This window comes from Agrobacterium sp. CCNWLW32, assembly GCF_037083425.1.
Classification (GTDB): domain Bacteria; phylum Pseudomonadota; class Alphaproteobacteria; order Rhizobiales; family Rhizobiaceae; genus Agrobacterium; species Agrobacterium radiobacter.
Map to the genome: position 1 here is coordinate 303,770 of NZ_JBAOJM010000003.1, position 20,468 is coordinate 324,237.

Here is a 20,468-nt window from a genome sequence, read left to right on the forward strand (position 1 = left end):
TCGCGAACGTGCGTTCAGTTCTTCGCCTGCTCCACGAGGGCTGCGATGACATCGCGCACCGACATGCCTTCGGCGCGGGCCGCAAACGTCAGCGCCATGCGGTGTTCCAGCACCGGCTCGGCGAGCGCATAGACATCGTCCAGCGACGGTGCGAGCCTGCCTTCATAGAGCGCACGGGCGCGGGCGGTCAGCATCAGCGACTGTCCTGCGCGCGGGCCCGGGCCCCAGACAACGTGTTTGTCGGTCAATTTGTTGCCATGGCCGGGGCGGGCGGAACGGACGAGCGAAAGGATCGCGTCCACGACCTTGTCGCTGACCGGCATCTGGCGGATGAGGGCCTGAACTTCCATCAGGCGTTCGGCATCGATCACGCCGCGTGCTTCGCCAGAGGCGGTGCCTGTCGTATCGAGCAGGATCTGGCGCTCCGCGGCAAGTTCGGGATAACCGACATCCACCTGAAGCAGGAAGCGGTCGAGCTGGGCTTCGGGCAGCGGATAGGTGCCTTCCTGTTCCAGCGGGTTCTGGGTGGCCAGGACGTGGAACGGCTTCGGCAGCTCATAGGTCTGGCCGGCCATGGTGATGTGATATTCCTGCATGGCCTGCAGAAGAGCGGACTGCGTGCGCGGGCTGGCGCGGTTGATTTCATCGGCCATCAGCAATTGCGCGAAAACCGGGCCCTTGATGAAACGGAAGGAACGGCGGCCGTTTTCGTCCTGATCCATGACTTCGGAGCCGAGAATATCCGACGGCATGAGATCAGGCGTGAACTGGATGCGGTTGGCATCGAGGCCGAGCACGGTGCCGAGCGTGGTGACGAGCTTGGTCTTGGCAAGGCCGGGAACACCGACGAGCAATGCGTGGCCGCCCGAGAGGATGGCGAGAAGCGTGTTCTGCACCACTTTTTCCTGGCCGAAAATGACCTTGGAGACTTCCGTGCGGATGGCCGCAATGTCGGAAAGCGCCTTTTCGGCCGAGGCGACGATGGCCTTTTCATCGAGGGTTTCGCCGGTATTCATCACGCCCATGTCGCTCTCCTCATACCTTCGCCGCTGTCACAGTCGCATCCCGGTTTTGCTGGCCGCTGGCCGGGACGGATTTTGCGCTGCATATAGCTTATTGCTCTCTTGGCCGCTGACAAGCGCCATTCGAATGACTATGTCGTGACTTAGTATTTCCTTATCGGCAAAGCGAGACTCGAATATGGCAGCGGAGACGATAAATTCGGCAGGTGATGCGGCGGGGCTGGCGGCGATGATTTCCCGCGCCGCCGAACAGACTGGCGATGCCAAACGCGGGCCGGCCCCGGTGGAACGCTGGAATCCGCCCTTTTGCGGCGATCTCGACATGGAAATCCGCGCCGACGGCACATGGTTCTACCTCGGCACGCCCATTGGTAGGGCGCCGCTGGTGCGGCTGTTTTCCACCGTTCTGCGCAAGGATGAGGACGGCAAAACCTATCTCGTAACTCCTGTGGAAAAAGTCGGCATCCGGGTCGTCGATGCGCCTTTCGTCGCCGTCGAAATGAAGGTGACCGCGGGTGAGAAGGATGGCGAGCCGCTGCTCACCTTCCGCACCAATGTCGGTGATGTGGTGGAGGCGGGGCCGGAGTATCCGCTGCGGTTTGAAATTTTCGGTGAGAACCGCGAATTGAAACCCTATCTTCTGGTGCGCGGCCGGCTGGAGGCACTGATCTCGCGGGCGGTGATGTATGATCTCGTTGCGCTCGGTGAAGTGATCGACGTTGATGGTATCGACATGTTCGCCGTACGCTCGGGCGGGGTCGTCTTTCCGGTGATGCCCGCCAATGAATTGGAACGGCTTTCGCAATGACTATGACGACAACGGGCCTCAAGGCTTTTACCGCTAGCGATTTCCGCCGCCGGGTGTTGCAGGAAGGCGAGGGCGTGGCCGAGCGCGAAAATGGCGACCATGTGCTCAATCCGGGCGTGGTTCTCTCTGGGAACGGCATCAGGCTGAAGGATGCCGCCGTGCTGGTGCCCGTTATCGATGACGGCAACGATGCGCGGGTGATCTTCACCCAGCGCACCTCCACTTTGCGCAAACATTCCGGCCAGATTTCCTTTCCGGGCGGCGGCATCGATGCCGAAGACCGCACGCCGGAGGAGGCGGCCCTGCGCGAAACGGAAGAGGAAATCGGCCTTTCCAGGTCTTTCGTGGAAACGGTGGGGCGCCTGCCGGACTATATTTCCGGGACGGGTTTTCGCATCAAGCCGGTACTGTCGGTCGTCCGTCCCGGTTTTGACCTGACGCTTAATCCAACGGAAGTGGATGAGGTTTTCGAGGTGCCGCTGTCCTTCCTGATGGACCCGGCCAATCACGGGCGCGGCAGCCGCATCTTTCAGGGGAAGGAGCGGTTTTTCTATGAAATGCCCTATGGCGAACGCTACATTTGGGGCATTACGGCGGGCATCGTCAGGACGATTTACGAGAGGTTTTATTCATGAGCAGCCTTGCCGGGCGGGACTGGTTCGAAAAACCGGCGCTGAAGCGCATCTTTGCGCTTCTGAATGCCGATGGCGGCGAGGTGCGGATCGTCGGCGGCGCGGTGCGCAATGCGCTGATGGACCTGCCGGTCGTCGATGTCGACCTGGCGACGACGCTCACCCCCGATGTGGTGGTGGCGCGGGCGAAGGCTGCGGGCATCAAGGCGGTTCCAACAGGCATAGAGCACGGCACGGTAACGCTGGTGATCGATGGCGAAGGTTTCGAGGTAACGACGCTGCGCCGTGATGTCGAGACCAATGGGCGTCATGCACAGGTGGCTTTCGGCACCGACTGGCAGACCGACGCCGAGCGGCGCGATCTCACCATCAATGCTCTTTATGCCGATGAAAAGGGCGAGATCATCGATCTTATCAATGGGCTACCCGATATCGAAACCGGAACCGTGCGCTTCATCGGCGATGCGGCGATGCGGATTTCGGAAGATTACCTGCGGATTCTGCGCTTTTTCCGCTTTTTCGCCCACTACGGCTCCGGCCGTCCTGATGCCGATGGCTTGCGGGCCAGCGCGCGGGCCAAGGACAAGCTGGGCACCCTTTCGGCCGAGCGGGTCTGGAGCGAGCTGAAAAAGCTGCTTTCCGCGCGCGATCCCTCCCGCGCTCTTTTATGGATGCGGCAATCGGGTGTGCTGACGGAAATTCTTCCCGAGACCGAGAAATGGGGTATCGACGCCATTCACGGGCTGGTGGCGACGGAACAGGCTCTTGGCTGGGCGGTGGACCCGATGCTGCGGCTTTCCGCCATCCTGCCGCCCGATAGGGACAGGCTGGTCGCCCTTGCCGCGCGCCTCCGGCTGTCAAAGGCCGAAGCTGCCTATCTTACCCATTGGGCTTCGGCACCGGCGGCTGACCCCGAACTGAAGGAGACGGCGCTTGACCGGCTGCTTTACCGTCAGGGTGTAGAAGGGGTGAAGACACGGCTGAAGCTTGCGCTTGCCGCCGCCCGTGCAGATGTTTCGGCTGGCGACACGGCCATGCAGAAGGTGGCGCGGCTTTCGACCCTGCTGGCGCGGGCGGAAAAATTCCACAAGCCCGGATTCCCCCTGAGCGGCGTGGATGTGATGGCGGCAGGCGTCGAGGCTGGCCCGAAGGTGGGCGAAGTGCTGAAAAGCCTTGAGGAAAAGTGGATCGACGTCAATTTCTCCCTTGACCGGGCAGCGCTGACCGCCCGGCTGAAGGATATGCTGGAGAATTGAAGTCGCAGCAACGAAGGCGTTGCGGCTTACGCCGCATTCGCTTCGTCGCGGATGCGGGATTTGATGTTCTCGATCATGTTTTCGCGGATGACGGTTTCGCCGTGGGCCGAGCGCATGTGCTCCACCGTGCGGCGGACGACTTCAGCGTCGTCATCTGCGCGCGTATGCCAGGCACAGCCGGGCACGAGCGTTCCGCATTCAAAAAGTCTCATGGTCTTGCCTCCCTGTTTCAGCGAAGGACAGCATTGAAGTGACATGCTGTCCTTCGGTCATGAAACGAAAGTTCGCCGCTTATGTTCCAGAGCGGCGTCCTTCAACCCTGTTCGGGCCCCTATTCGGGCCCCCTATTCGGGCATTGCCCAGCACTGGAACACAGAGGATGTGCCAGCTGCCGGAATTTTTGTACGAGGCATTTCGTCATTGGCTGCCCGCCGTGCCGTTTTTTGTCCGGCAAGGGAGCGTTTCACCTGTTCGACATAAAAGGAATGCGGCAGTTCACGATCACCCGTGGCGCGCATTTCCGCTGCCAGACGGTCGATCAGATCAGGGGTATCGATGGATTGCGGCGCTTCCTCGACGGAAGCAGAGATAGGCATGCTGTTCGAAGTAATCATGACGATAGCTCCTCCAGTACGTCTGCGGGAGGAGACTACCACTGCCTTGATTTTTCCATAAGTCCTAATTTGCGCTATTTGCGACAAAATGGCTGATGAGCGTCAAATTTGCGTGAGATTTTTTAAGGCCAGCGCACCACCGGCGGCAGCGAGGACAGAATCGATTCAACGTTGCCGCCCGTCTTCAGGCCGAAGATCGTGCCGCGGTCATAAAGCAGGTTGAATTCCACATAGCGACCGCGGCGGATAAGCTGCTCGTCGCGGTCCTCTTCCGTCCAGTTCTGGTTGAAATTGGCGCGGACGATTTTCGGATAAACGAGATTGAAGGCGCGGCCGACATCCTGCACGAAGGTGAAATTGGCGTCCCAGCCGCCTTTTTCCTCATCAGCGTGCAGCCAGTCGAAAAAGATGCCGCCGGTGCCGCGTGGTTCATTGCGGTGCTTCAGGAAGAAATACTCGTCGCACCACGTCTTGTATCGCGGGTAATCGGCAACCGGATGGCGGTTGCAGGTGATTTCGAAGGCGCGATGGAAAAGCTGGGTGTCCGGGTCCTGTTCCGTCCGCCGACGACCGAGAACCGGCGTCAGGTCCGCGCCGCCGCCGAACCAGTGGCTGGTGGTGACGACCATGCGGGTATTCATATGTACCGCGGGCACATTGGGATTGACCGGATGGGCGATGAGCGAAAGGCCGGAGGCCCAGAAGCGCGGGTCTTCTTCCGCACCCGGTATCTGCTTGCGGAACTCGGGCGAAAACTCGCCATGGACGGTGGAGGTGTGCACGCCGACCTTCTCGAAGACGCGGCCTTCCATCATCGACATCTTGCCGCCGCCGCCTTCGCCATTGTCGCGCAGCCAGTCTTTCTGCACGAAACGGCCGGGCTCCTGATCGGAAAGAGGGCCGGTAAGATCGTTTTCCAGGGTCTCGAAGGAGGCGACGATGGTGTCGCGCAGATGCTGGAACCAGGCTTCGGCTGTGGCCTTCTTGTCTTCGATGTCCTCGGGCAAGCCCTTCGGCAAGATTGGCCGTTCCATATCTTCTTTCTCCTGCGGTGAAGTCTGCTCCCGCCGCCTCTAGCAGGTGTTTGCGCCGCGCACAAATACGACTCGCCAAGGCGGCGCGCCGACACTATCTTTATCGATGTAGGTGCCAGAGGTGAATATCATGACGAAATTTGCCGGACCGCCGCCCCTTGATGGGCTGAGGCGCAGGATCGCCAATCATCGCAAGGAACGCGAAAGCGCCGGCGGTGAACAAAAGCGTGACGGCATGTTCGTGCGCCAGACCTTCTGTCTCGGCCGCGAGGAAGCCCGCGCCAAGGCGCGCGAATGGTTCGACAGCTTTCCCAAAGCGGCCTATTGGACGGAAGTGGAAAGCTGGCGGCAGCTGGAAGGCGACCGCATAGAATTCACCATGCGGCGGCTTCCCTCGGCTGACTGAGATTTTCCTTCAGGAGTGAGGTTCGGCGTAACGCAGGCGGCTTTCGATCAGCACGCCGCTTTCATCCAGAATGGGATGCGCCACCGAAACAATATGGGCGTTGATGCGCTTCAAATCCCGCAGCATGTCTAGATGCAGCGAACTGGTCTGCATGCTTTCCGTCAGTCCGTCGCGCAGCCGCTCCAGATGGCGGTTTGAGGACAGCTTTTCGAGGCGGCGTATATCCACCTTGCTTTCCATCAGCCGGCGGGCGAGATCGAAATCACCAGTCACCAGAATACTCTGGGCAGCGCGCAGATTTTCGATGGTCATGTCGAACAGCGTCTTCAGCTCCTCATAACCGTCGTCGGAAAATTTGAAGCTGTTCAGCACCTTCTTGCGGATCTGCTCGCAGATGCCCTTTTCGATGATATCGCCGATATGTTCGAGATTGATCGCGTAATCGATGATGGCGATCGAACGGCGGGCTTCCTCGTCGGAAAGCCCCTTGCGCCCCAGTTGCGACAGATAGACCTTCACCTCCTGCTGACGGCGGTCGACCTTTTTTTCGAGCAGGGAGACTTCCTGAAGCGGCGCCAGATCATTGTGCTTGAAGGCGTTTTCGGCGCGGATCAGCATCCGCTCGATGCTGTCGCCGACGCTCAGGACCTCACGGGTAGCATTGGCAAGCGCGACAACCGGCATATCCAGCGCCTGCTGGTCGAGGAAATTCGGGCCGTCTTCAGCCTTGGGATCGCCCGGCACCAGTTTCGCCATCAGGTCGGATATCAGGCCAGAGAAGGGCCAGGCCAGCGCCGCCAGAATGACGTTGAAGATGAGGTGGGCATCAACAGGCAATTTCGTGGGCGAAAGCGGCAATTGCTGCAGGAGTTCCGCGCCATAGGAGGCGAGCGGCATGGCAATGAGGCAGCCGATGGTGCGCACGACAAGATTGCCGATGGTGATGCGCCGCGCCGAGGCGGGGCCGGAAAGCGTGGCGATAACAGGCGGAATGGCGCCGCCGAGATTGGCGCCGAGAATGAGAACGATGATGAGGCCGGTGGAAAGCGTGCCGGTGGCGGCCAGCGACAGGATGAGCACCACGACCGCGAGGCTGGAAGAGGAGACGAAGGCGAGCACGGCGGAGAAGATCAGCGCGACGGGCCATGCTCCATCAAGGAGCCCGATAAAGACGCCGAGCGCCGGCGAGGCCCGCATCGGCTCGGTCGCGCCGCTCAGAAGATGCAGCGACAGAAGCATCAGGCCGATGCCGATCAGCGCTGTCCCGCCGCCCTGTCTGGCGTTGGAACTGCCCTTTTTCAGTACGATGCCGGCAAGGATCAGCAACGGCGACAGCCATTCCACCCCGGCCGCCACGATCCATGCGGTAACGGCGGTGCCGACATTGGCGCCGAGCAGCACCACCTGCGCCATGCGCGGCTTGATGAGGTCACGCTCGGCAAAGGAGGCGACGGTGAGCGCGGTCGCCGTCGAGCTTTGCAGCGCTACCGTCGCAAAAAATCCGGAAAAGAAGGAACGTGGACCGTTCTGGGTGCCGGTGGCCAGCACGCTTCGCAGTTTCATGCCGAAAGCGCGGGTAACGCCGTCCTTGACCTGGGACAGACCGAACAGCAGCAGTGCGACTGCGCCGAGAAGGTTGACGATGACAATGGTGGATTGCATGCGACGTCTCCTCACACCCGCCGGGGCATGGTTCCGGCGAGGGCGATTTTTATTGTCCGGCTAAAGAGTATAGGAGCCTCAACGCCCCCGGTACAGGCCGGGTTGCGACAGTTTTGAAGTAAAAACGGTCAAATTTTGTATTTGCCCGAAAAATTGGCGTTAAAGATGGCGCTTACGCCCATGCCGTCTGGCGCAAAGCCTCGCCGGTGATCATCGCCGCCGACATGGCGACGTTGATGGAGCGCTGGCCCTCGACCATCGGGATGATGATTCGCTCATCCGCCTTTTCATGCACATGGTCCGGTACGCCAGCACTTTCACGGCCGAAAAGCAGGATATCATCCGTGCGGTAAGTGATGTCAGTATAGGGCAGGGCGGCCTTGGTGGAGGCGAGAACGAGCCGGCGGCCGGTGGTTGCCCGCCATTGCTCGAAACGGTCCCAGCTGACATGGCGCGTGAGCGCCGCCGCTGCAATATAATCCATGCCCGCCCGTTTCAGATTGCGGTCGGAAATATCGAAACCGGCCGGCTCGATGATGTCCACGCCGAGGCCTAGACACGCGGCCAGCCGCAGGATGGTGCCGGTATTGCCGGGAATATCGGGCTGGTAAAGGGCAATCCTGATGTCGGGCATGGACTTCTCACTGCGGTTGGAGCGTCCGTCCGATTATCACGGGCGCGGGGCGAGCGACAGGTGCGTTGGGAAAAGTCCCTCCCAGGCGTTGTTCCCGAGCGGATATTCATTCGCGTGACACACAGCGCAGCTACCCATTCACCAACACATTGTCAGGTCTGTCCGGACGATCATGAATGGTCGGGACAGGCCATTTCGAGTCGGATTTTCTGCACGCGACAACAGGAGGATTCCATGTCCGAACGGGTGAATTTCGTCCATCTGACCGATCTGCATATTGGCAATCCGCAGGTGCAGGATGATGATCTTTATTCCGAGACCTCGGCCACGCTTTCCGCGACGCTCGCGCAGATCAAGGCGCTCGTGCCGCCGCCTGAATTCATCGTCGTCAGCGGCGATTTGACCAATAGGGGCGATGCCGGCAGCTATGAAGAACTCAAGCGCCTGATGGCGCAAGCCGAACTGGATGTGCCGGTGCTCTTCGCGCTCGGCAATCACGATCGTCGCGATGGTTTTTATCCGGTGATGCTCGGTCGCCATGAGGATCTGGATGAGCCCTATGATCATGCCGAAGTCATTGCCGGCATCCACATCATCGTCATGGATACAAGCATTCCCGGCAAGGTCGGCGGGGCTTTCGAGCCCGGGCAGATCGAATGGCTCGAGGATGAGCTGGAAAACCACCCCGAACTGCCGAAGCTGCTGGTGATGCACCATGCGCCGGCGCTTGATTTCGACCGTCCCGATGCGGAGTGGGAATCCCTCTCCTTTGACGATACCGAGATTCTGGACGAGCTGCTGTTCGAGCATGATGTCGTCGGCATTCTGGCGGGCCACATCCATTACGACCGCATGTCGCACTGGCAGGGTATTCCCGTCGTGGTCGGCATCGGCCAGCATTTCGCCACTGACCCGCTATGGCTGCATGAGGGCGTGCGCATGGTGTCCGGCGCGTCTTTCGCCATCGGCACGATAAGGGATACGGGCCTGACCGTGACTTTTGCGCCCCAGCCCAGCGATCGTCGGGAATTGAAGCGTCATACGCAGGCCGGAATGGCCGAGTTGATTGCGGACTATGAAAGCGGCGAAGCGCAGGACGCAGCCGAATAAGGCGATGTCGGCATCGTTTAACGGGCGGAGACCTTGCGGGTCATCTCCGTCCGTTCGCCATATAGGATGCACTTGCGTGTTTTCTCGCGTATTCGGTGTCTTTCCGGCTGGTCATTGCTTAATTTTTGCGCTACAAGGCCATGTCTTCAACACCAGCCAAGGGAGGTTCTCATGCCAAATGACATTCGTATTCGCCTCCCGGCCCCAGTAGTTCCGCTGCTGGCCTAGGTGTTACTCTGCGGCCCGGCCGCGTTTCCCATATTTCGACTCACCATGTGGCTGTTGCGGCCATGTTCAAAGACTTTTCCGTTCCGTCGTGAGCCATATTTGTGTCCGCTCACCATGTCACGATGGAGCGATTGATTGCCGGAGCTTGGCCTATGTTTGGCTGGTTTGAAAAACGCCTCGATCCCTTTCCCGCTTCGGCGCCCTCCGTGGCGCCAAAGAAGCTTTTGCCGTTCCTGTGGCACTATGTGAAGCCCGCATGGCCATGGCTGCTGCTGCTTGGCCTGATGTCCATGGGCATCGCCATTGCCGAAGCCATGCTCTATAAATTCCTCGGCAATATCGTCGACTGGCTTTCCACGGCCAATCGCGAGACGTTTTTTGCCGACGAGGGGTGGCATCTGATCGTCATGGCCGGGCTGGTGCTATTCCTGCTGCCGCTGATGGGCGCGATCCATACCATGACGATGCACCAGACGCTTGCCGGCAATTTCGGCATGATCGCGCGCTGGAAGATGCATCGTTTCCTGCTACGCCACTCCATGAACTTCTTCGCCAACGAGTTTGCCGGCCGGGTTTCGACCAAGGTGATGCAGACGGCGCTGGCGATCCGCGAAGTGGCGCTGAAGGTGATCGACGTGTTCGTCTACGCGATCAGCTTCGTCGTTTCGATGCTGTTCATGGTTGCGGCGGCGGACTGGCGGCTGGTCATTCCGCTGCTGGTCTGGCTCGGCATCTATATGGGAATTCTTGCTTATTTCGTGCCGAAACTCGGCCGGCTGGCGCAGGAACAGGCCGATGCGCGCTCGATGATGACGGGGCGGATCGTCGACAGCTACACCAACATCTCGACGATAAAGCTGTTTTCCCATGCGGGCCGCGAGGAAAGATATGCGCGCGAGGGCATGAACGTGTTTCTCGGGACCGTTCACCGCCAGATGCGCAAGATTTCCGGCTTCAACATCCTGATCGACCTCAACAATGCGGTCGTGCTGTTTTCCACTGCAACGCTCGGTCTTTATTTCTGGATGCAGGGTTCGGTCACGGCCGGTTCGGTCGCCATCGCCATCAGCCTTGCCATGCGCGTCAACGGCATGTCGCAATGGATCATGTGGGAAGTCACCTCGCTGTTCGAAAATATCGGCACGGTCTATGACGGCATGTCGATGATGACGAAGCCGCACGATATCGTAGATGTTCCCAAGGCGCCTGAGCTTGCCGCCCCGCAGGGCGCCATCCGTTACGACAACGTCCGCTTCCACTACGGCAAGAACAAGGGCGTGATCGACGGGCTGACGCTCGATATCAAGCCGGGCGAGAAGGTCGGTCTGGTCGGGCGCTCGGGTGCGGGCAAGACGACGCTGATGAACCTGCTTCTGCGCTTCTACGATCTGGAAGGCGGCAGGATCACCATCGACGGCCAGGACATCTCGAAGGTGTCGCAGGACAGCCTGCGCGAGCTGATCGGGGTGGTGACGCAGGATACCTCGCTGCTGCACCGCTCGATCCGCGACAACATCGCCTACGGCCACCCCGAGGCCACCGACGAACAGGTGATTGCGGCGGCGAAGCGGGCAAATGCCTGGGACTTCATCGAGACGCTTGTCGACATGCACGGTCGTCAGGGCCTCGATGCCCAGGTGGGTGAACGTGGTGTCAAGCTCTCCGGCGGTCAGCGCCAGCGTATCGCGATCGCCCGCGTCTTCCTCAAGAATGCCCCGATCCTGGTGCTGGACGAGGCGACATCGGCGCTCGACTCCGAAGTCGAGGCGGCGATCCAGGAGAACCTGTTCTCGCTGATGGAAGGCAAGACGGTGATTGCGATCGCCCACCGCCTTTCGACGCTGACCGAGATGGACCGGCTCATCATTCTCGACAAGGGCCGGATCGTGGAAGCGGGCAGCCATGCGGAACTGGCGGCAATGGGCGGCATTTATGCCGACCTGTGGCGGCGCCAGTCCGGCGGCTTCATCGCCGACCATGAGGCGGAAGTGGCCGCTGAGTGAGGAAAAGCGAAAGGGCGGGGAACATTCCCCGCTCTTTTTCATTTGGGCAATGTTACCGAAATATAATCTCTTCCCGCAGCCTCGGCGGCTGTTCCCGCTCCGGGAATCCTCCTATATCCGGATCATGGTTATTACCCGCATCTTCGAGTTTTTCGAGAACTGGATAAAGCCCTTCGCCCGCAAGGACGATTTGCGGCCGCCTGAAAGCACGTTGGCCTTCATCTGGTTCTATATCTCGCAGGCCAAGGCGCCCTTTTTCGCCATGCTGGTGCTGGGCGGGCTGACGGCGGCCATCGAGGCGGCGCTTTTCTGGTTCGTCGGACGTCTCGTCGATATTCTCGCCACCGTGAAGCCGGAAGAGGGCTGGGCAGGGCTGCTTGCGGCCCACGGCGGCGAGCTGGTCGGCATGCTGGTGCTGATCGGCATCGTGCGTTTTATCGTCACCATGGTGACGGCGTTGGTGGACCAGCAGATCATCACGCCCGGCTTTTACAATCTGGTGCGCTGGCAATCCTATATGCACGTGGCGCGGCAATCGCTGACCTTCTTCCAGAATGATTTTTCAGGCCGCATCGTCACCAAGGTCTGGTCGGGCGGGCAGGCGGCGGGCGATCTCGTCACTTCGCTGATGGAAAGCGTCTGGTTCGTCGGCATTTATTCGGTCTCCATGCTGTTCCTGATCGGTGGGCTGGACTGGCGGCTTGCGGTCGTCGTCCTCGTCTGGGTGGCGATCTTCTCGCTGCTGGCGCGTTATTTCGTGCCACGCATCCGCTACCATTCCAAAGAAACGGCGGAAGCCGCCTCCATGCTTTCCGGTCGCATGGTGGATGCCTATAGCAATATCCAGACGCTCCGGCTGTTCGGGCGCGATGATGCCAATGACCGCTACATGCGGCAGGGCTTCGATATTTTCCAGCATGCGACCATGACGTTCACGCGCTTCATCACCGGCGTGCGCGCTTCCATGGCGCTGCTGTCTGGCGTGATGATCACTTCCATGGCGGCGCTCTGCATCGATCTGTGGCTTTCCGGCAGGATCAGTTCGGGTGCGGTCGCCTTCACGCTGGCGCTGGTGCTGCGCCTCAACTTCCTGCTCGGACGGTTGATGACGCAGTTCAACGGCATCATGCGCAATTTCGGCACGGTGCAGAATGCCGCCGAGCTGATTTCGCAGCCGATCGGTCTCGTCGATGGGCCTGACGCGAAGGCGCTGGAGGTCAAGAAGCCGAGCATCCGTTTCGAAAATGTCAGTTTCCATTACGGGCGGGCGAACGGCGTCATCGACCATCTTAATCTCGATATCAGGGCGGGTGAAAAGGTGGGCATCGTCGGGCGCTCCGGCGCTGGAAAATCCACCCTCGTCAATCTCATCCTGCGTTTCTACGATGTCGAAAAAGGCCGTATCCTGATCGACGGTCAGGATATCGCCGGGGTGACACAGGAATCGCTGCGCGCCCATATCGGCATGGTCACGCAGGATACGTCGCTGCTGCACCGTTCTATCAGAGACAACATCATGTTCGGCCGCACCGACGCGACCGAAGCGCAATTGCAGGAGGCGACGCGCCGCGCCAAGGCGGACGACTTCATCGCAAGGCTCGAGGATCAACGTGGGCGCAAAGGGTTCGACGCGCATGTGGGCGAACGCGGCGTGAAACTTTCCGGCGGCCAGCGCCAGCGCATCGCCATTGCCCGCGTGATGCTGAAGGACGCGCCGATCCTCGTGCTCGATGAGGCGACGTCGGCCCTCGATTCGGAGGTGGAAGCGGCGATCCAGAGCAATCTGGATGAGCTGATGCAGGGCAAGACGGTTCTGGCCATCGCCCACCGCCTGTCGACCATCGCGGCTCTCGACCGACTGATCGTGATGGATCAGGGGCGCATCGTGGAACAGGGCAGCCATTCCGATCTGGTCGCGCAGGGCGGTCTTTATTCGGAACTCTGGGCGCGGCAGTCGGGCGGCTTCCTCGCTGCGGACGAGGCGGCGCAGTAAGGCCTTCGACTATTTCCCGATCATGAAATCCGCCATCAGGCCATAATGATTGGAACCGAGGCTATCGGGCAGGCGGGTGATTTTCATGAGCGTTGCCGGTTCGCGGGCGAAGATATGGTCGATGGCGATGCCGAAACGACCGGCCTCCGTCGGCCATGTGGCGGGTTCGAAGGTGGCTTTCTTCAGGTCGTTGGCGGCGAGAAAGGCGCGCATATCGGGCGCTATGCTGGACGAGTTGAAATCTCCGGCGAGAATGAGCGGGCCGGTGACGCGAAAGAGGATTTCGCTGACTTCATCCAGTTCATCGCGATGATAATCGTCGAAATAAGGCTTGGTGATATGCCCGGCGGCAAGCGTCAGTTCCGTGCCGTCGAGGTCGATATGGGCGATGGCAAACCGGTCGCGACGCAGATCGCTGAGACTGTGGAAACGGCCTTCCTGCAATGGTCTTTTTGACAGGATGACCAGATCGCATCCGGATGTGCCTGTGTAACAGCCCAGCCTGTGCGGGTAGGTTTGCTGCAGACGGGGCAGAACCGATTGCAATGCCGCCGCCTCGAAGAGATAGACGGCATCCGCGCCCGATTCGAGAATTTTGTCGGCAATCGCATCCGCATTGGCGGCATTGTCCATCAAGACGTTGAAGGATAGCAGCCGAAACGGCTTTGCATCAGGCGCAGCGGTGGCGGATGTGGAAAATTCCATCAGCATCGCCACGGCATGGATGGCGAGCGCCAGCGACCAGACCACAAGCAGAGCCGAAACCGCATCGCGCGTCAGCCAGAAGACGAGGCATGACAGCAGGATACAGGCGAGCGCGATGTGAAGCTGGAAGCTGGTGACGAAGGCGAGAAGCCAGAAATCGGTGACGTAGCGCAGGCTGGCGATAAACAGAACGGCAGCCACTGCCGTGGAGACCATGCAAGAGAGCTTCGCCGTCATCCGAATCCCTGCTTTCCGAGCTCTCCCTTGAAGTCTCCTAACATGGGGCATGGATGCGCACAATGTTGCCCGCCTGCCAAGGGCGGCGAAAAAATGCGAGCCAAATCGGCCCCCTCCGGCAGAATTACGGCGGCTTTGTGTGCTTTGCTCTTGCCAAGTCGGTCAATATTTTGCGATCAAACAGAGTGACGCGGTTTCTTAATGCCGCAGTTGTGTCCAGGACGATGGGACGGAGTTTGTCCTGGATCAAATCATAGCGGGAGGACTCATGCGATTTACGGCAAAAACAGCGCAGAGGATGGTGTAGCGGTGAGCGAGCACGTAACCAATCACGACGCTTCGGGTGAACCGACCCGTCGCGATTTTCTTTACCTAGTGACGGGAATGGCGGGCGCCGTCGGTGCCGCCGCAGTTGCATGGCCTTTTATTGACCAGATGCGTCCCGATGCATCGACGCTGGCGCTCGCCTCCATCGAGGTGGATGTCACGGCGGTCGAGCCGGGCATGTCGCTCACCGTCAAGTGGCGCGGCAAGCCGATTTTCATCCGCAACCGCACGGAAAAGGAAATCGAGGAAGCCAAGGCCGTCGCTCTCGGCGATCTGAAGGATCCCGTGGCGCGCAATGCCAATGTTGCCCCCGATGCGCAGGCGACGGATATCGACCGTTCCGCCGGCGAGGGTAAGGAAAACTGGATCGTCATGATCGGTTCCTGCACCCATCTCGGTTGCGTTCCGCTCGGCCAGGCCGGCGATTTCGGCGGGTGGTTCTGTCCCTGCCATGGCTCGCACTACGATACGGCGGGCCGCATACGTAAGGGTCCGGCGCCGGAAAACCTCGCCATCCCGACATTTGCATTCACATCCGATACCGTGATCAAGATCGGATAAGGGGACAGTTATTCATGAGTGGTCATTCCAGTTATCAGCCGTCCACCGGCATCGAAAGGTGGATCGATTCGCGGCTTCCCTTGCCGCGCTTGATCTATGACAGCTTCGTTGCCTATCCTGTCCCGCGTAACCTGAACTACGCCTACACCTTCGGCGCGATGCTTTCCGTGATGCTGATCGTTCAGATCCTCACCGGTGTCGTGCTGGCCATGCATTATGCGGCCGAAACGACGGTTGCCTTCAATTCCGTCGAAAAGATCATGCGTGACGTCAACCACGGCTGGCTGCTGCGCTACATGCATGCCAATGGCGCGTCGTTCTTCTTCATCGCGGTTTACCTGCACATTGCCCGCGGCCTTTATTACGGCTCCTACAAGGCGCCGCGCGAAATCCTCTGGATTCTCGGCTGTGTGATCTATCTCCTGATGATGGCGACGGGCTTCATGGGCTACGTTCTGCCCTGGGGTCAGATGTCCTTCTGGGGCGCGACCGTCATCACCGGCTTCTTCACGGCTTTCCCGCTCGTGGGTGAATGGATCCAGCAGTTCCTGCTCGGCGGCTTTGCCGTGGATAATCCGACGCTGAACCGCTTCTTCGCGCTGCATTACCTGCTGCCCTTCATGATCGCGGGTGTCGTCGTCCTGCACATCTGGGCGCTGCATGTGACCGGCCAGACCAACCCGACCGGTGTGGAAGTGAAGAGCAAGACCGACACGGTTCCCTTCACGCCCTATGCGACGCTGAAGGATGCGCTCGGCGTTTCGGTGTTCCTCATCGCTTATGCGTGGTTCATCTTCTATATGCCGAACTTCCTCGGCCACCCTGATAACTACATCATGGCGGACCCGCTGAAGACGCCGGCGCATATCGTGCCGGAATGGTATTATCTGCCGTTCTACGCCATGCTGCGCGCCATCACCTTCAACATCTGGATCATCGATTCCAAGCTCGGCGGCGTTCTCGTCATGTTCGGCGCGATCATCGTGCTGTTCTTCCTGCCCTGGCTCGATACGTCGAAGGTTCGTTCCGCCGTCTATCGTCCCTGGTACAAGATGTTCTTCTGGCTGTTCGTGGTGAATGCCATCATGCTCGGCTGGCTGGGCTCGCGCCCGGCGGAAGGCATCTACGTCATCATGTCGCAGATCGGCACGCTTTATTACTTCGGTTTCTTCCTCGTCATCATGCCGATCCTCGGTCTGGTCGAAACGCCGCGGCGTATTCCGAATTCGATTACCGAGGCCGTTCTTGCAAAGAACGCCGCCAAGACGGGTGCCGCGCCTGCGGCCACAGAAGTCTGAGCGCGAAGGAAGGATGACGACAATGAAGAAGCTTGTAACAAGCATCGCGCTTTTCGCCGCCATCGGCTGTTCCGTCACCGTCGCCTCGGCGGCGGAGGAGAGCCATGATCTCGCCACCAAGACGGAACATGCGATTGCCGGGGGCCACTTCCCGGTGATCAAGCCCGAAGAGCAGAGCTGGTCCTTTGCCGGACCCTTCGGCAAATATGACAAGGGCCAGCTGCAGCGCGGCCTGAAGGTCTATAAGGAAGTCTGCTCCGCCTGCCATTCCATGAGCCTCGTTTCCTTCCGCACGCTGGGGGATCTCGGTTATTCGGACGAGCAGGTGAAGGCTTTCGCCGCGGAATATGAAGTCCAGGACGGTCCGAACGCCGACGGCGAAATGTATAATCGCAAGGCCGTGCCATCAGATCATTTCCCTTCGCCGTTCCCGAACCATGAGGCGGCCGCTGCCGCCAATGGTGGCGCTGCGCCGCCCGACATGTCGCTGCTCGCCAAGGCGCGCGGCGTGGAGCGCGGCTTCCCGCAATTCGTCATCGACATGATCCCGATCATCGGTGGTTATCAGGAAGGCGGCCCGGACTATATCCACGCGCTGCTGACCGGATATCAGGACCCGCCGGCCGGTGTTGAAGTGTCGGAAGGCACGCATTTCAACCCGTATTTCGTCAGCGCGGCGTCGCTGAAGATGGCGCCGCCGATCAGTGCCGATCAGGTGACCTATGACGATGGCGCGCCGCAGACCGTGGACCAATATTCCAAGGATGTCTCCGCCTTCCTGATGTGGGCCGCAGAGCCGCATCTGGAACAGCGCAAGCGCACCGGTTTCATGGTCATGGTGTTCCTGTTCATCTTCACGGCGCTGATCTATCTCACCAAGAAATCGGTCTACGCCAACAAGGAACATTGATCGGCATTCAGATGCCTGCCAATCATCGGCCCCCACGGTCTTCCGCGGGGGCCTTTTCATGTGTTCAGGGGGAGATGGTGGAAATGACGAAAATTCGCAGCGGCGGTTGCCTGTGTGGCTCCATCCGTTTTGAAGTGACGGGCGAGCCCGGCAATCCACACACCTGCTCCTGCGATATCTGCCAGCGGCATTCCGGCGCCCCCAGCCTTGCCTGGGTGGAGTTCGAGAGGGATGCGGTGACATGGACGGGAGAGGGCGGCGCGCCCTCGACTTTCCGATCCTCCGATTATTCCAGCCGGGCTTTCTGCCCGGTCTGCGGCAGCACGCTCGGCGCCATTGATGACGCACCGACCGTCGCGCTGGTCTCGGGAAGCTTCGATGACAGAGATGATGAGGCGTTGCGGCCCCTGTCGCATTCCTTCGAGGATGTCTGCCCGGCCTGGGCGCGGATCAAGGGAATGTCACCGGCGGAGTGAGCGCCGGTCCTTTTTAGTTGGTCCGCAGCCGTCAAGTTGATAGGGTAATCCGAACCTTCTGATCCACTTCCCTTGTCTTAACTGGAAATACCATGACCGTTATCGCTTCGGAGCTTTCCGCTGCCATCCGTTCCATTCCCGACTATCCGAAGCCGGGCATCATCTTCAGGGACATCACGACACTGCTCGGCAACCCACGGGCTTTCCGCCGCGCGGTGGACGAACTCGTGCAGCCCTATGCGGGAACGAAGATCGACAAGATTGCCGGCATGGAAGCACGCGGCTTCATTCTGGGCGGGGCGGTGGCGCATCAGCTGTCGGCTGGTTTCGTGCCGATCCGCAAGAAGGGCAAGCTGCCGCACACCACCGTGCGTGTCGCCTACAGCCTTGAATACGGCGTCGACGAAATGGAAATGCATGTGGACGCGGTACAGCCGGGCGAAAAGGTCATTCTGGTTGACGACCTGATTGCCACCGGCGGCACCGCTGAAGGCGCGGTCAAGCTTTTGCGGCAGATGGGTGCGGAGATCGTTTCCGCCTGCTTCGTCATTGATCTGCCTGATCTCGGCGGCCGCAAGAAGCTGGAAGACCTTGGTGTCGAGGTGCGGACGCTGGTGGAATTTTCCGGCCATTAAGGTGAAAGACTGATCAGGGCTGCTGCGGCAGCCCGCTCTTTTCATCCCGTCTTCCGTAAGGCAATCCAAGTCCAGCGGACGCCCAGAGCGCGGTTTCCTGCCTGAATGGAGGCGACTTCCGCGTGCCGGATTAGCGTGAAACCGAGACGGGCGGCTTCGCCTGTCGTTTCCGCCGGTGAAATGGCAAAGGCGCGGCGACCTTCGGGGGCGGGGCCGTGACGCAGCGACATGATCAGCAAGCCGCCCGTCGCCGTCATTTCCGCAAGGCTCTCCATCGCGGCTGGCCTTGCCTCGTAGTCGACGTGGTGCCAGACGCCGCACAGGACGACCAGATCGAAGACGCCGTGCAGACGGGCTTTCGCGAGGCCGGGCAAGCTGTCATCCAGCCACGTAATCTTATCCGATGGATGTAATTGCATGCCGGGTTCGCGAAGCTCGCTGACGGGCTCGACTGCCAGAACATCGTGACCCTGCGCTGCGAACCATGCGGCGTCGCGGCCGGTGCCGCTGCCGATATCTGCGATCCGGCACGGTGTCGACGGCAGCAGGTCGATGACGGGCGTGTAAATCTCCCGGCAGTCCAGATTATCGAATCTGGAAATCAGCTCCGGCGTTGCCGCCTCGGCATAACCCTTGAGAATATCATCCATATTGACTTGCCCGCCGTGATGCCTGCTTTGAAGCTATCGCGGCGGGGTGATATGGGCCAGCCCCTATTCGAACTCCAGCACGCCGCTGCGGAAGGTCAGCACCGTGTCTCCAGACTGGTTCACGCCCTCATTGAAGGTCGTGTTTAACCAGATGCCGGCCCTTGATTCCAATGGGCGGGTGTCGAGCAGGGTGACGAAGTAGGTGACATCGTCTCCGGCGAAGACCGGTTTTTTCCATTTGAGTTCGCGAAAGCCGGGGGAGGGGCCGAGTTTTGGCGGCTCCAGGCCCTGTTGCTTCAACCTTTTTACCTCTTTCATCCAGTGAGAGAGAAAACATTTCATCCAGCCTGCACCGGTGTGCCAGCCGGAAGCACAAAGCCCACCGAAAACGCTGTTCTTGGCTGCTTCGGCATCGAGGTGAAAAGGCTGCGGATCGAAATCGCGGGCGAAGCGAATAATGTCTTCGGCGGAAAAATGCAGCGTATCGAGGGTGACGCGTTCGCCGATCGGGGAAAGTTCTGCCAGTTTCATGCCGTAACGCCTCCATTACCGCGCATCAGGAACATGACGGTGTTTTCCCCGTGCGACACCAGAACGCCGCGCTGGTTATAAAGCTCGTGGCGTAATTTCACGAGGCCGATGCCGGGGCGCGAAGCGGAAGGGCGCTGCTCCAGCACGATGGATTTTCCCGAAAGCGTATCACCAGCCAGAACCGGTTTCTTCCAGTCGACGTAGTCGATGCCGGGGCTGCCCTGTGAGGTCGAGTCCGAGATATAGCTGTCGGCCATCATCCGCATCAGCAGGCTGCAGGTGTGCCAGCCGGAAGCGGCGAGCCCGCCGAGAATGCTCTGGCGCCCGGCCTCTTCGGACAGGTGCATGGGTTGGGGATCGAATTCACTGGCGAAAGCAACGATCTGCTCTGCGGAAATCGATTGCGGTCCAAGGGGAAATTCCTGCCCTACGGGAAAATCCTCATAGGCATAAGTCGCGACCGGCGTCATGGCGTCCTCCCTTCGCACAGTCAAGGTCGGCGCATCTAAGATGATTTTTCCCTTTACGTAAAGGTCAAATCTAGGGTGCGGTCATATTCGTGAAGAGGCGTTTGGGCGAGCGGGTGCGCCTTTCGCCTTCTCTCCGAGGGGGAGAAGGTCGCGGCAGCGGAATGAGGGGGCAAGGGTCGTGATATCAGGAGAGCTAGCCCCCTCATCCGACCCTTCGGGCCACCTTCTCCCCGGCGGGAGAAGAAACGGTGGCGACGCGGTGCCAC

General features: G+C 60.1%; 22 protein-coding genes. 12 read left to right on the top strand and 10 right to left on the bottom strand.

The features are described from left to right. Nucleotides 1-14: 14 nt before the first annotated feature. Entirely contained in the window at nucleotides 15-1,025 is a 1,011-nt protein-coding gene (locus V6R85_RS08785; RefSeq protein WP_004430195.1) for an AAA family ATPase, read from the bottom strand. Nucleotides 1,026-1,200: 175 nt separating this feature from the next. Between V6R85_RS08785 and V6R85_RS08790 the strand changes: the two genes are divergently transcribed. The 3 genes from V6R85_RS08790 to V6R85_RS08800 are packed head-to-tail and all read left to right on the top strand — an operon-like array spanning nucleotide 1,201 to nucleotide 3,718. Beyond that, nucleotides 1,201-1,830, top strand: coding sequence for a DUF1285 domain-containing protein (locus V6R85_RS08790; protein WP_060725159.1), 630 nt, complete (start codon nucleotides 1,201-1,203; stop codon nucleotides 1,828-1,830). Then, complete coding sequence (locus tag V6R85_RS08795; protein WP_004430201.1) at nucleotides 1,827-2,465, top strand: NUDIX hydrolase; 639 nt, start codon at nucleotides 1,827-1,829, stop codon at nucleotides 2,463-2,465. The genes V6R85_RS08790 and V6R85_RS08795 overlap by 4 nt, the downstream gene beginning before the upstream one ends. After that, nucleotides 2,462-3,718 (top strand): CCA tRNA nucleotidyltransferase, encoded by a 1,257-nt coding sequence (locus V6R85_RS08800; protein WP_111834696.1) that lies wholly within the window; start codon nucleotides 2,462-2,464, stop codon nucleotides 3,716-3,718. The genes V6R85_RS08795 and V6R85_RS08800 overlap by 4 nt, the downstream gene beginning before the upstream one ends. A 26-nt stretch (nucleotides 3,719-3,744) precedes the next feature. Here V6R85_RS08800 and V6R85_RS08805 read toward each other — a convergent pair whose 3' ends face one another. The 3 genes from V6R85_RS08805 to hemF form a co-directional block, all read right to left on the bottom strand. Further along, complete coding sequence (locus V6R85_RS08805) at nucleotides 3,745-3,930, bottom strand: DUF1059 domain-containing protein (protein ID WP_003523091.1); 186 nt, start codon at nucleotides 3,928-3,930, stop codon at nucleotides 3,745-3,747. A 132-nt stretch (nucleotides 3,931-4,062) separates the two neighbouring features. Then, on the bottom strand, nucleotides 4,063-4,332 hold the full coding sequence (locus V6R85_RS08810; RefSeq protein WP_020011380.1) for a hypothetical protein: 270 nt from the start codon (nucleotides 4,330-4,332) through the stop codon (nucleotides 4,063-4,065). Nucleotides 4,333-4,454: 122 nt separating this feature from the next. Next, nucleotides 4,455-5,366, bottom strand: coding sequence for an oxygen-dependent coproporphyrinogen oxidase (gene hemF, locus V6R85_RS08815; protein WP_111834697.1), 912 nt, complete (start codon nucleotides 5,364-5,366; stop codon nucleotides 4,455-4,457). 130 nt (nucleotides 5,367-5,496) lie between these two features. On the opposite strand from hemF, the gene V6R85_RS08820 reads away from it, so the two are divergent. Further along, nucleotides 5,497-5,772 (top strand): hypothetical protein, encoded by a 276-nt coding sequence (locus tag V6R85_RS08820; RefSeq protein WP_087744717.1) that lies wholly within the window; start codon nucleotides 5,497-5,499, stop codon nucleotides 5,770-5,772. Between the two features lie 9 nt (nucleotides 5,773-5,781). Here V6R85_RS08820 and V6R85_RS08825 read toward each other — a convergent pair whose 3' ends face one another. Together V6R85_RS08825 and V6R85_RS08830 are read right to left on the bottom strand one after the other, a co-directional pair. Next, nucleotides 5,782-7,434 carry a Na/Pi cotransporter family protein gene (locus V6R85_RS08825; protein ID WP_111834698.1) on the bottom strand — a complete coding sequence of 551 codons (1,653 nt, stop codon included), beginning with the start codon at nucleotides 7,432-7,434 and terminating at the stop codon, nucleotides 5,782-5,784. A 172-nt stretch (nucleotides 7,435-7,606) separates the two neighbouring features. Continuing rightward, nucleotides 7,607-8,068, bottom strand: a complete 462-nt coding sequence (locus tag V6R85_RS08830; RefSeq protein WP_020808686.1) for a tRNA (cytidine(34)-2'-O)-methyltransferase — start codon at nucleotides 8,066-8,068, stop codon at nucleotides 7,607-7,609. Between the two features lie 234 nt (nucleotides 8,069-8,302). On the opposite strand from V6R85_RS08830, the gene V6R85_RS08835 reads away from it, so the two are divergent. The 3 genes from V6R85_RS08835 to V6R85_RS08845 all read left to right on the top strand — a co-directional run bounded on the left by V6R85_RS08835 (nucleotide 8,303) and on the right by V6R85_RS08845 (nucleotide 13,402). Then, nucleotides 8,303-9,178, top strand: coding sequence for a phosphodiesterase (locus V6R85_RS08835; protein WP_111834699.1), 876 nt, complete (start codon nucleotides 8,303-8,305; stop codon nucleotides 9,176-9,178). Nucleotides 9,179-9,558: 380 nt separating this feature from the next. Beyond that, the gene (locus V6R85_RS08840) at nucleotides 9,559-11,409 is read left to right on the top strand and encodes an ABC transporter ATP-binding protein (RefSeq protein ID WP_111834700.1); all 1,851 of its coding nucleotides are present in this window, start codon (nucleotides 9,559-9,561) and stop codon (nucleotides 11,407-11,409) included. 124 nt (nucleotides 11,410-11,533) lie between these two features. Continuing rightward, on the top strand, nucleotides 11,534-13,402 hold the full coding sequence (locus V6R85_RS08845; RefSeq protein WP_336377047.1) for an ABC transporter ATP-binding protein: 1,869 nt from the start codon (nucleotides 11,534-11,536) through the stop codon (nucleotides 13,400-13,402). Between the two features lie 9 nt (nucleotides 13,403-13,411). On the opposite strand, the gene V6R85_RS08850 is transcribed toward V6R85_RS08845, so the two are convergent. Continuing rightward, the gene (locus V6R85_RS08850) at nucleotides 13,412-14,344 is read right to left on the bottom strand and encodes an endonuclease/exonuclease/phosphatase family protein (RefSeq protein WP_111834701.1); all 933 of its coding nucleotides are present in this window, start codon (nucleotides 14,342-14,344) and stop codon (nucleotides 13,412-13,414) included. 309 nt (nucleotides 14,345-14,653) lie between these two features. Between V6R85_RS08850 and petA the strand changes: the two genes are divergently transcribed. From petA to V6R85_RS08875, 5 genes are all read left to right on the top strand, one after another. Continuing rightward, the gene (gene petA / locus V6R85_RS08855) at nucleotides 14,654-15,232 is read left to right on the top strand and encodes a ubiquinol-cytochrome c reductase iron-sulfur subunit (protein ID WP_035212667.1); all 579 of its coding nucleotides are present in this window, start codon (nucleotides 14,654-14,656) and stop codon (nucleotides 15,230-15,232) included. A 14-nt stretch (nucleotides 15,233-15,246) separates the two neighbouring features. Then, nucleotides 15,247-16,530 (top strand): cytochrome b, encoded by a 1,284-nt coding sequence (locus V6R85_RS08860; RefSeq protein WP_004430245.1) that lies wholly within the window; start codon nucleotides 15,247-15,249, stop codon nucleotides 16,528-16,530. A gap of 22 nt (nucleotides 16,531-16,552) precedes the next feature. Next, nucleotides 16,553-17,440, top strand: a complete 888-nt coding sequence (locus tag V6R85_RS08865; protein WP_004430247.1) for a cytochrome c1 — start codon at nucleotides 16,553-16,555, stop codon at nucleotides 17,438-17,440. 83 nt (nucleotides 17,441-17,523) lie between these two features. Next, nucleotides 17,524-17,916: a GFA family protein gene (locus V6R85_RS08870; protein WP_020809884.1), complete on the top strand. Its 393-nt coding sequence runs from the start codon at nucleotides 17,524-17,526 to the stop codon at nucleotides 17,914-17,916. 92 nt (nucleotides 17,917-18,008) lie between these two features. Beyond that, nucleotides 18,009-18,551: an adenine phosphoribosyltransferase gene (locus tag V6R85_RS08875; protein WP_003494623.1), complete on the top strand. Its 543-nt coding sequence runs from the start codon at nucleotides 18,009-18,011 to the stop codon at nucleotides 18,549-18,551. Between the two features lie 41 nt (nucleotides 18,552-18,592). Here V6R85_RS08875 and V6R85_RS08880 read toward each other — a convergent pair whose 3' ends face one another. The 3 genes from V6R85_RS08880 to V6R85_RS08890 all read right to left on the bottom strand — a co-directional run bounded on the left by V6R85_RS08880 (nucleotide 18,593) and on the right by V6R85_RS08890 (nucleotide 20,202). Next, nucleotides 18,593-19,201, bottom strand: a complete 609-nt coding sequence (locus V6R85_RS08880; RefSeq protein ID WP_111834702.1) for a class I SAM-dependent methyltransferase — start codon at nucleotides 19,199-19,201, stop codon at nucleotides 18,593-18,595. Between the two features lie 63 nt (nucleotides 19,202-19,264). Then, nucleotides 19,265-19,732: a MaoC family dehydratase gene (locus V6R85_RS08885; protein WP_004430258.1), complete on the bottom strand. Its 468-nt coding sequence runs from the start codon at nucleotides 19,730-19,732 to the stop codon at nucleotides 19,265-19,267. Beyond that, on the bottom strand, nucleotides 19,729-20,202 hold the full coding sequence (locus V6R85_RS08890; protein WP_004430261.1) for a MaoC family dehydratase: 474 nt from the start codon (nucleotides 20,200-20,202) through the stop codon (nucleotides 19,729-19,731). The genes V6R85_RS08885 and V6R85_RS08890 overlap by 4 nt, the downstream gene beginning before the upstream one ends. Between the last annotated feature and the right edge of the window lie 266 nt (nucleotides 20,203-20,468).

Bases quoted from the DNA above. Each gene is read 5' to 3' on its own strand.
- V6R85_RS08785 (WP_004430195.1), bottom strand. From the start codon at position 1,025: ATGGGCGTGATGAATACCGGCGAAACCCTCGATGAAAAGGCCATCGTC.
- V6R85_RS08790 (WP_060725159.1), top strand. From the start codon at position 1,201: ATGGCAGCGGAGACGATAAATTCGGCAGGTGATGCGGCGGGGCTGGCG.
- V6R85_RS08795 (WP_004430201.1), top strand. From the start codon at position 1,827: ATGACTATGACGACAACGGGCCTCAAGGCTTTTACCGCTAGCGATTTC.
- V6R85_RS08800 (WP_111834696.1), top strand. From the start codon at position 2,462: ATGAGCAGCCTTGCCGGGCGGGACTGGTTCGAAAAACCGGCGCTGAAG.
- V6R85_RS08805 (WP_003523091.1), bottom strand. From the start codon at position 3,930: ATGAGACTTTTTGAATGCGGAACGCTCGTGCCCGGCTGTGCCTGGCAT.
- V6R85_RS08810 (WP_020011380.1), bottom strand. From the start codon at position 4,332: ATGATTACTTCGAACAGCATGCCTATCTCTGCTTCCGTCGAGGAAGCG.
- hemF (WP_111834697.1), bottom strand. From the start codon at position 5,366: ATGGAACGGCCAATCTTGCCGAAGGGCTTGCCCGAGGACATCGAAGAC.
- V6R85_RS08820 (WP_087744717.1), top strand. From the start codon at position 5,497: ATGACGAAATTTGCCGGACCGCCGCCCCTTGATGGGCTGAGGCGCAGG.
- V6R85_RS08825 (WP_111834698.1), bottom strand. From the start codon at position 7,434: ATGCAATCCACCATTGTCATCGTCAACCTTCTCGGCGCAGTCGCACTG.
- V6R85_RS08830 (WP_020808686.1), bottom strand. From the start codon at position 8,068: ATGCCCGACATCAGGATTGCCCTTTACCAGCCCGATATTCCCGGCAAT.
- V6R85_RS08835 (WP_111834699.1), top strand. From the start codon at position 8,303: ATGTCCGAACGGGTGAATTTCGTCCATCTGACCGATCTGCATATTGGC.
- V6R85_RS08840 (WP_111834700.1), top strand. From the start codon at position 9,559: ATGTTTGGCTGGTTTGAAAAACGCCTCGATCCCTTTCCCGCTTCGGCG.
- V6R85_RS08845 (WP_336377047.1), top strand. From the start codon at position 11,534: ATGGTTATTACCCGCATCTTCGAGTTTTTCGAGAACTGGATAAAGCCC.
- V6R85_RS08850 (WP_111834701.1), bottom strand. From the start codon at position 14,344: ATGACGGCGAAGCTCTCTTGCATGGTCTCCACGGCAGTGGCTGCCGTT.
- V6R85_RS08860 (WP_004430245.1), top strand. From the start codon at position 15,247: ATGAGTGGTCATTCCAGTTATCAGCCGTCCACCGGCATCGAAAGGTGG.
- V6R85_RS08865 (WP_004430247.1), top strand. From the start codon at position 16,553: ATGAAGAAGCTTGTAACAAGCATCGCGCTTTTCGCCGCCATCGGCTGT.
- V6R85_RS08870 (WP_020809884.1), top strand. From the start codon at position 17,524: ATGACGAAAATTCGCAGCGGCGGTTGCCTGTGTGGCTCCATCCGTTTT.
- V6R85_RS08875 (WP_003494623.1), top strand. From the start codon at position 18,009: ATGACCGTTATCGCTTCGGAGCTTTCCGCTGCCATCCGTTCCATTCCC.
- V6R85_RS08880 (WP_111834702.1), bottom strand. From the start codon at position 19,201: ATGGATGATATTCTCAAGGGTTATGCCGAGGCGGCAACGCCGGAGCTG.
- V6R85_RS08885 (WP_004430258.1), bottom strand. From the start codon at position 19,732: ATGAAACTGGCAGAACTTTCCCCGATCGGCGAACGCGTCACCCTCGAT.
- V6R85_RS08890 (WP_004430261.1), bottom strand. From the start codon at position 20,202: ATGACGCCGGTCGCGACTTATGCCTATGAGGATTTTCCCGTAGGGCAG.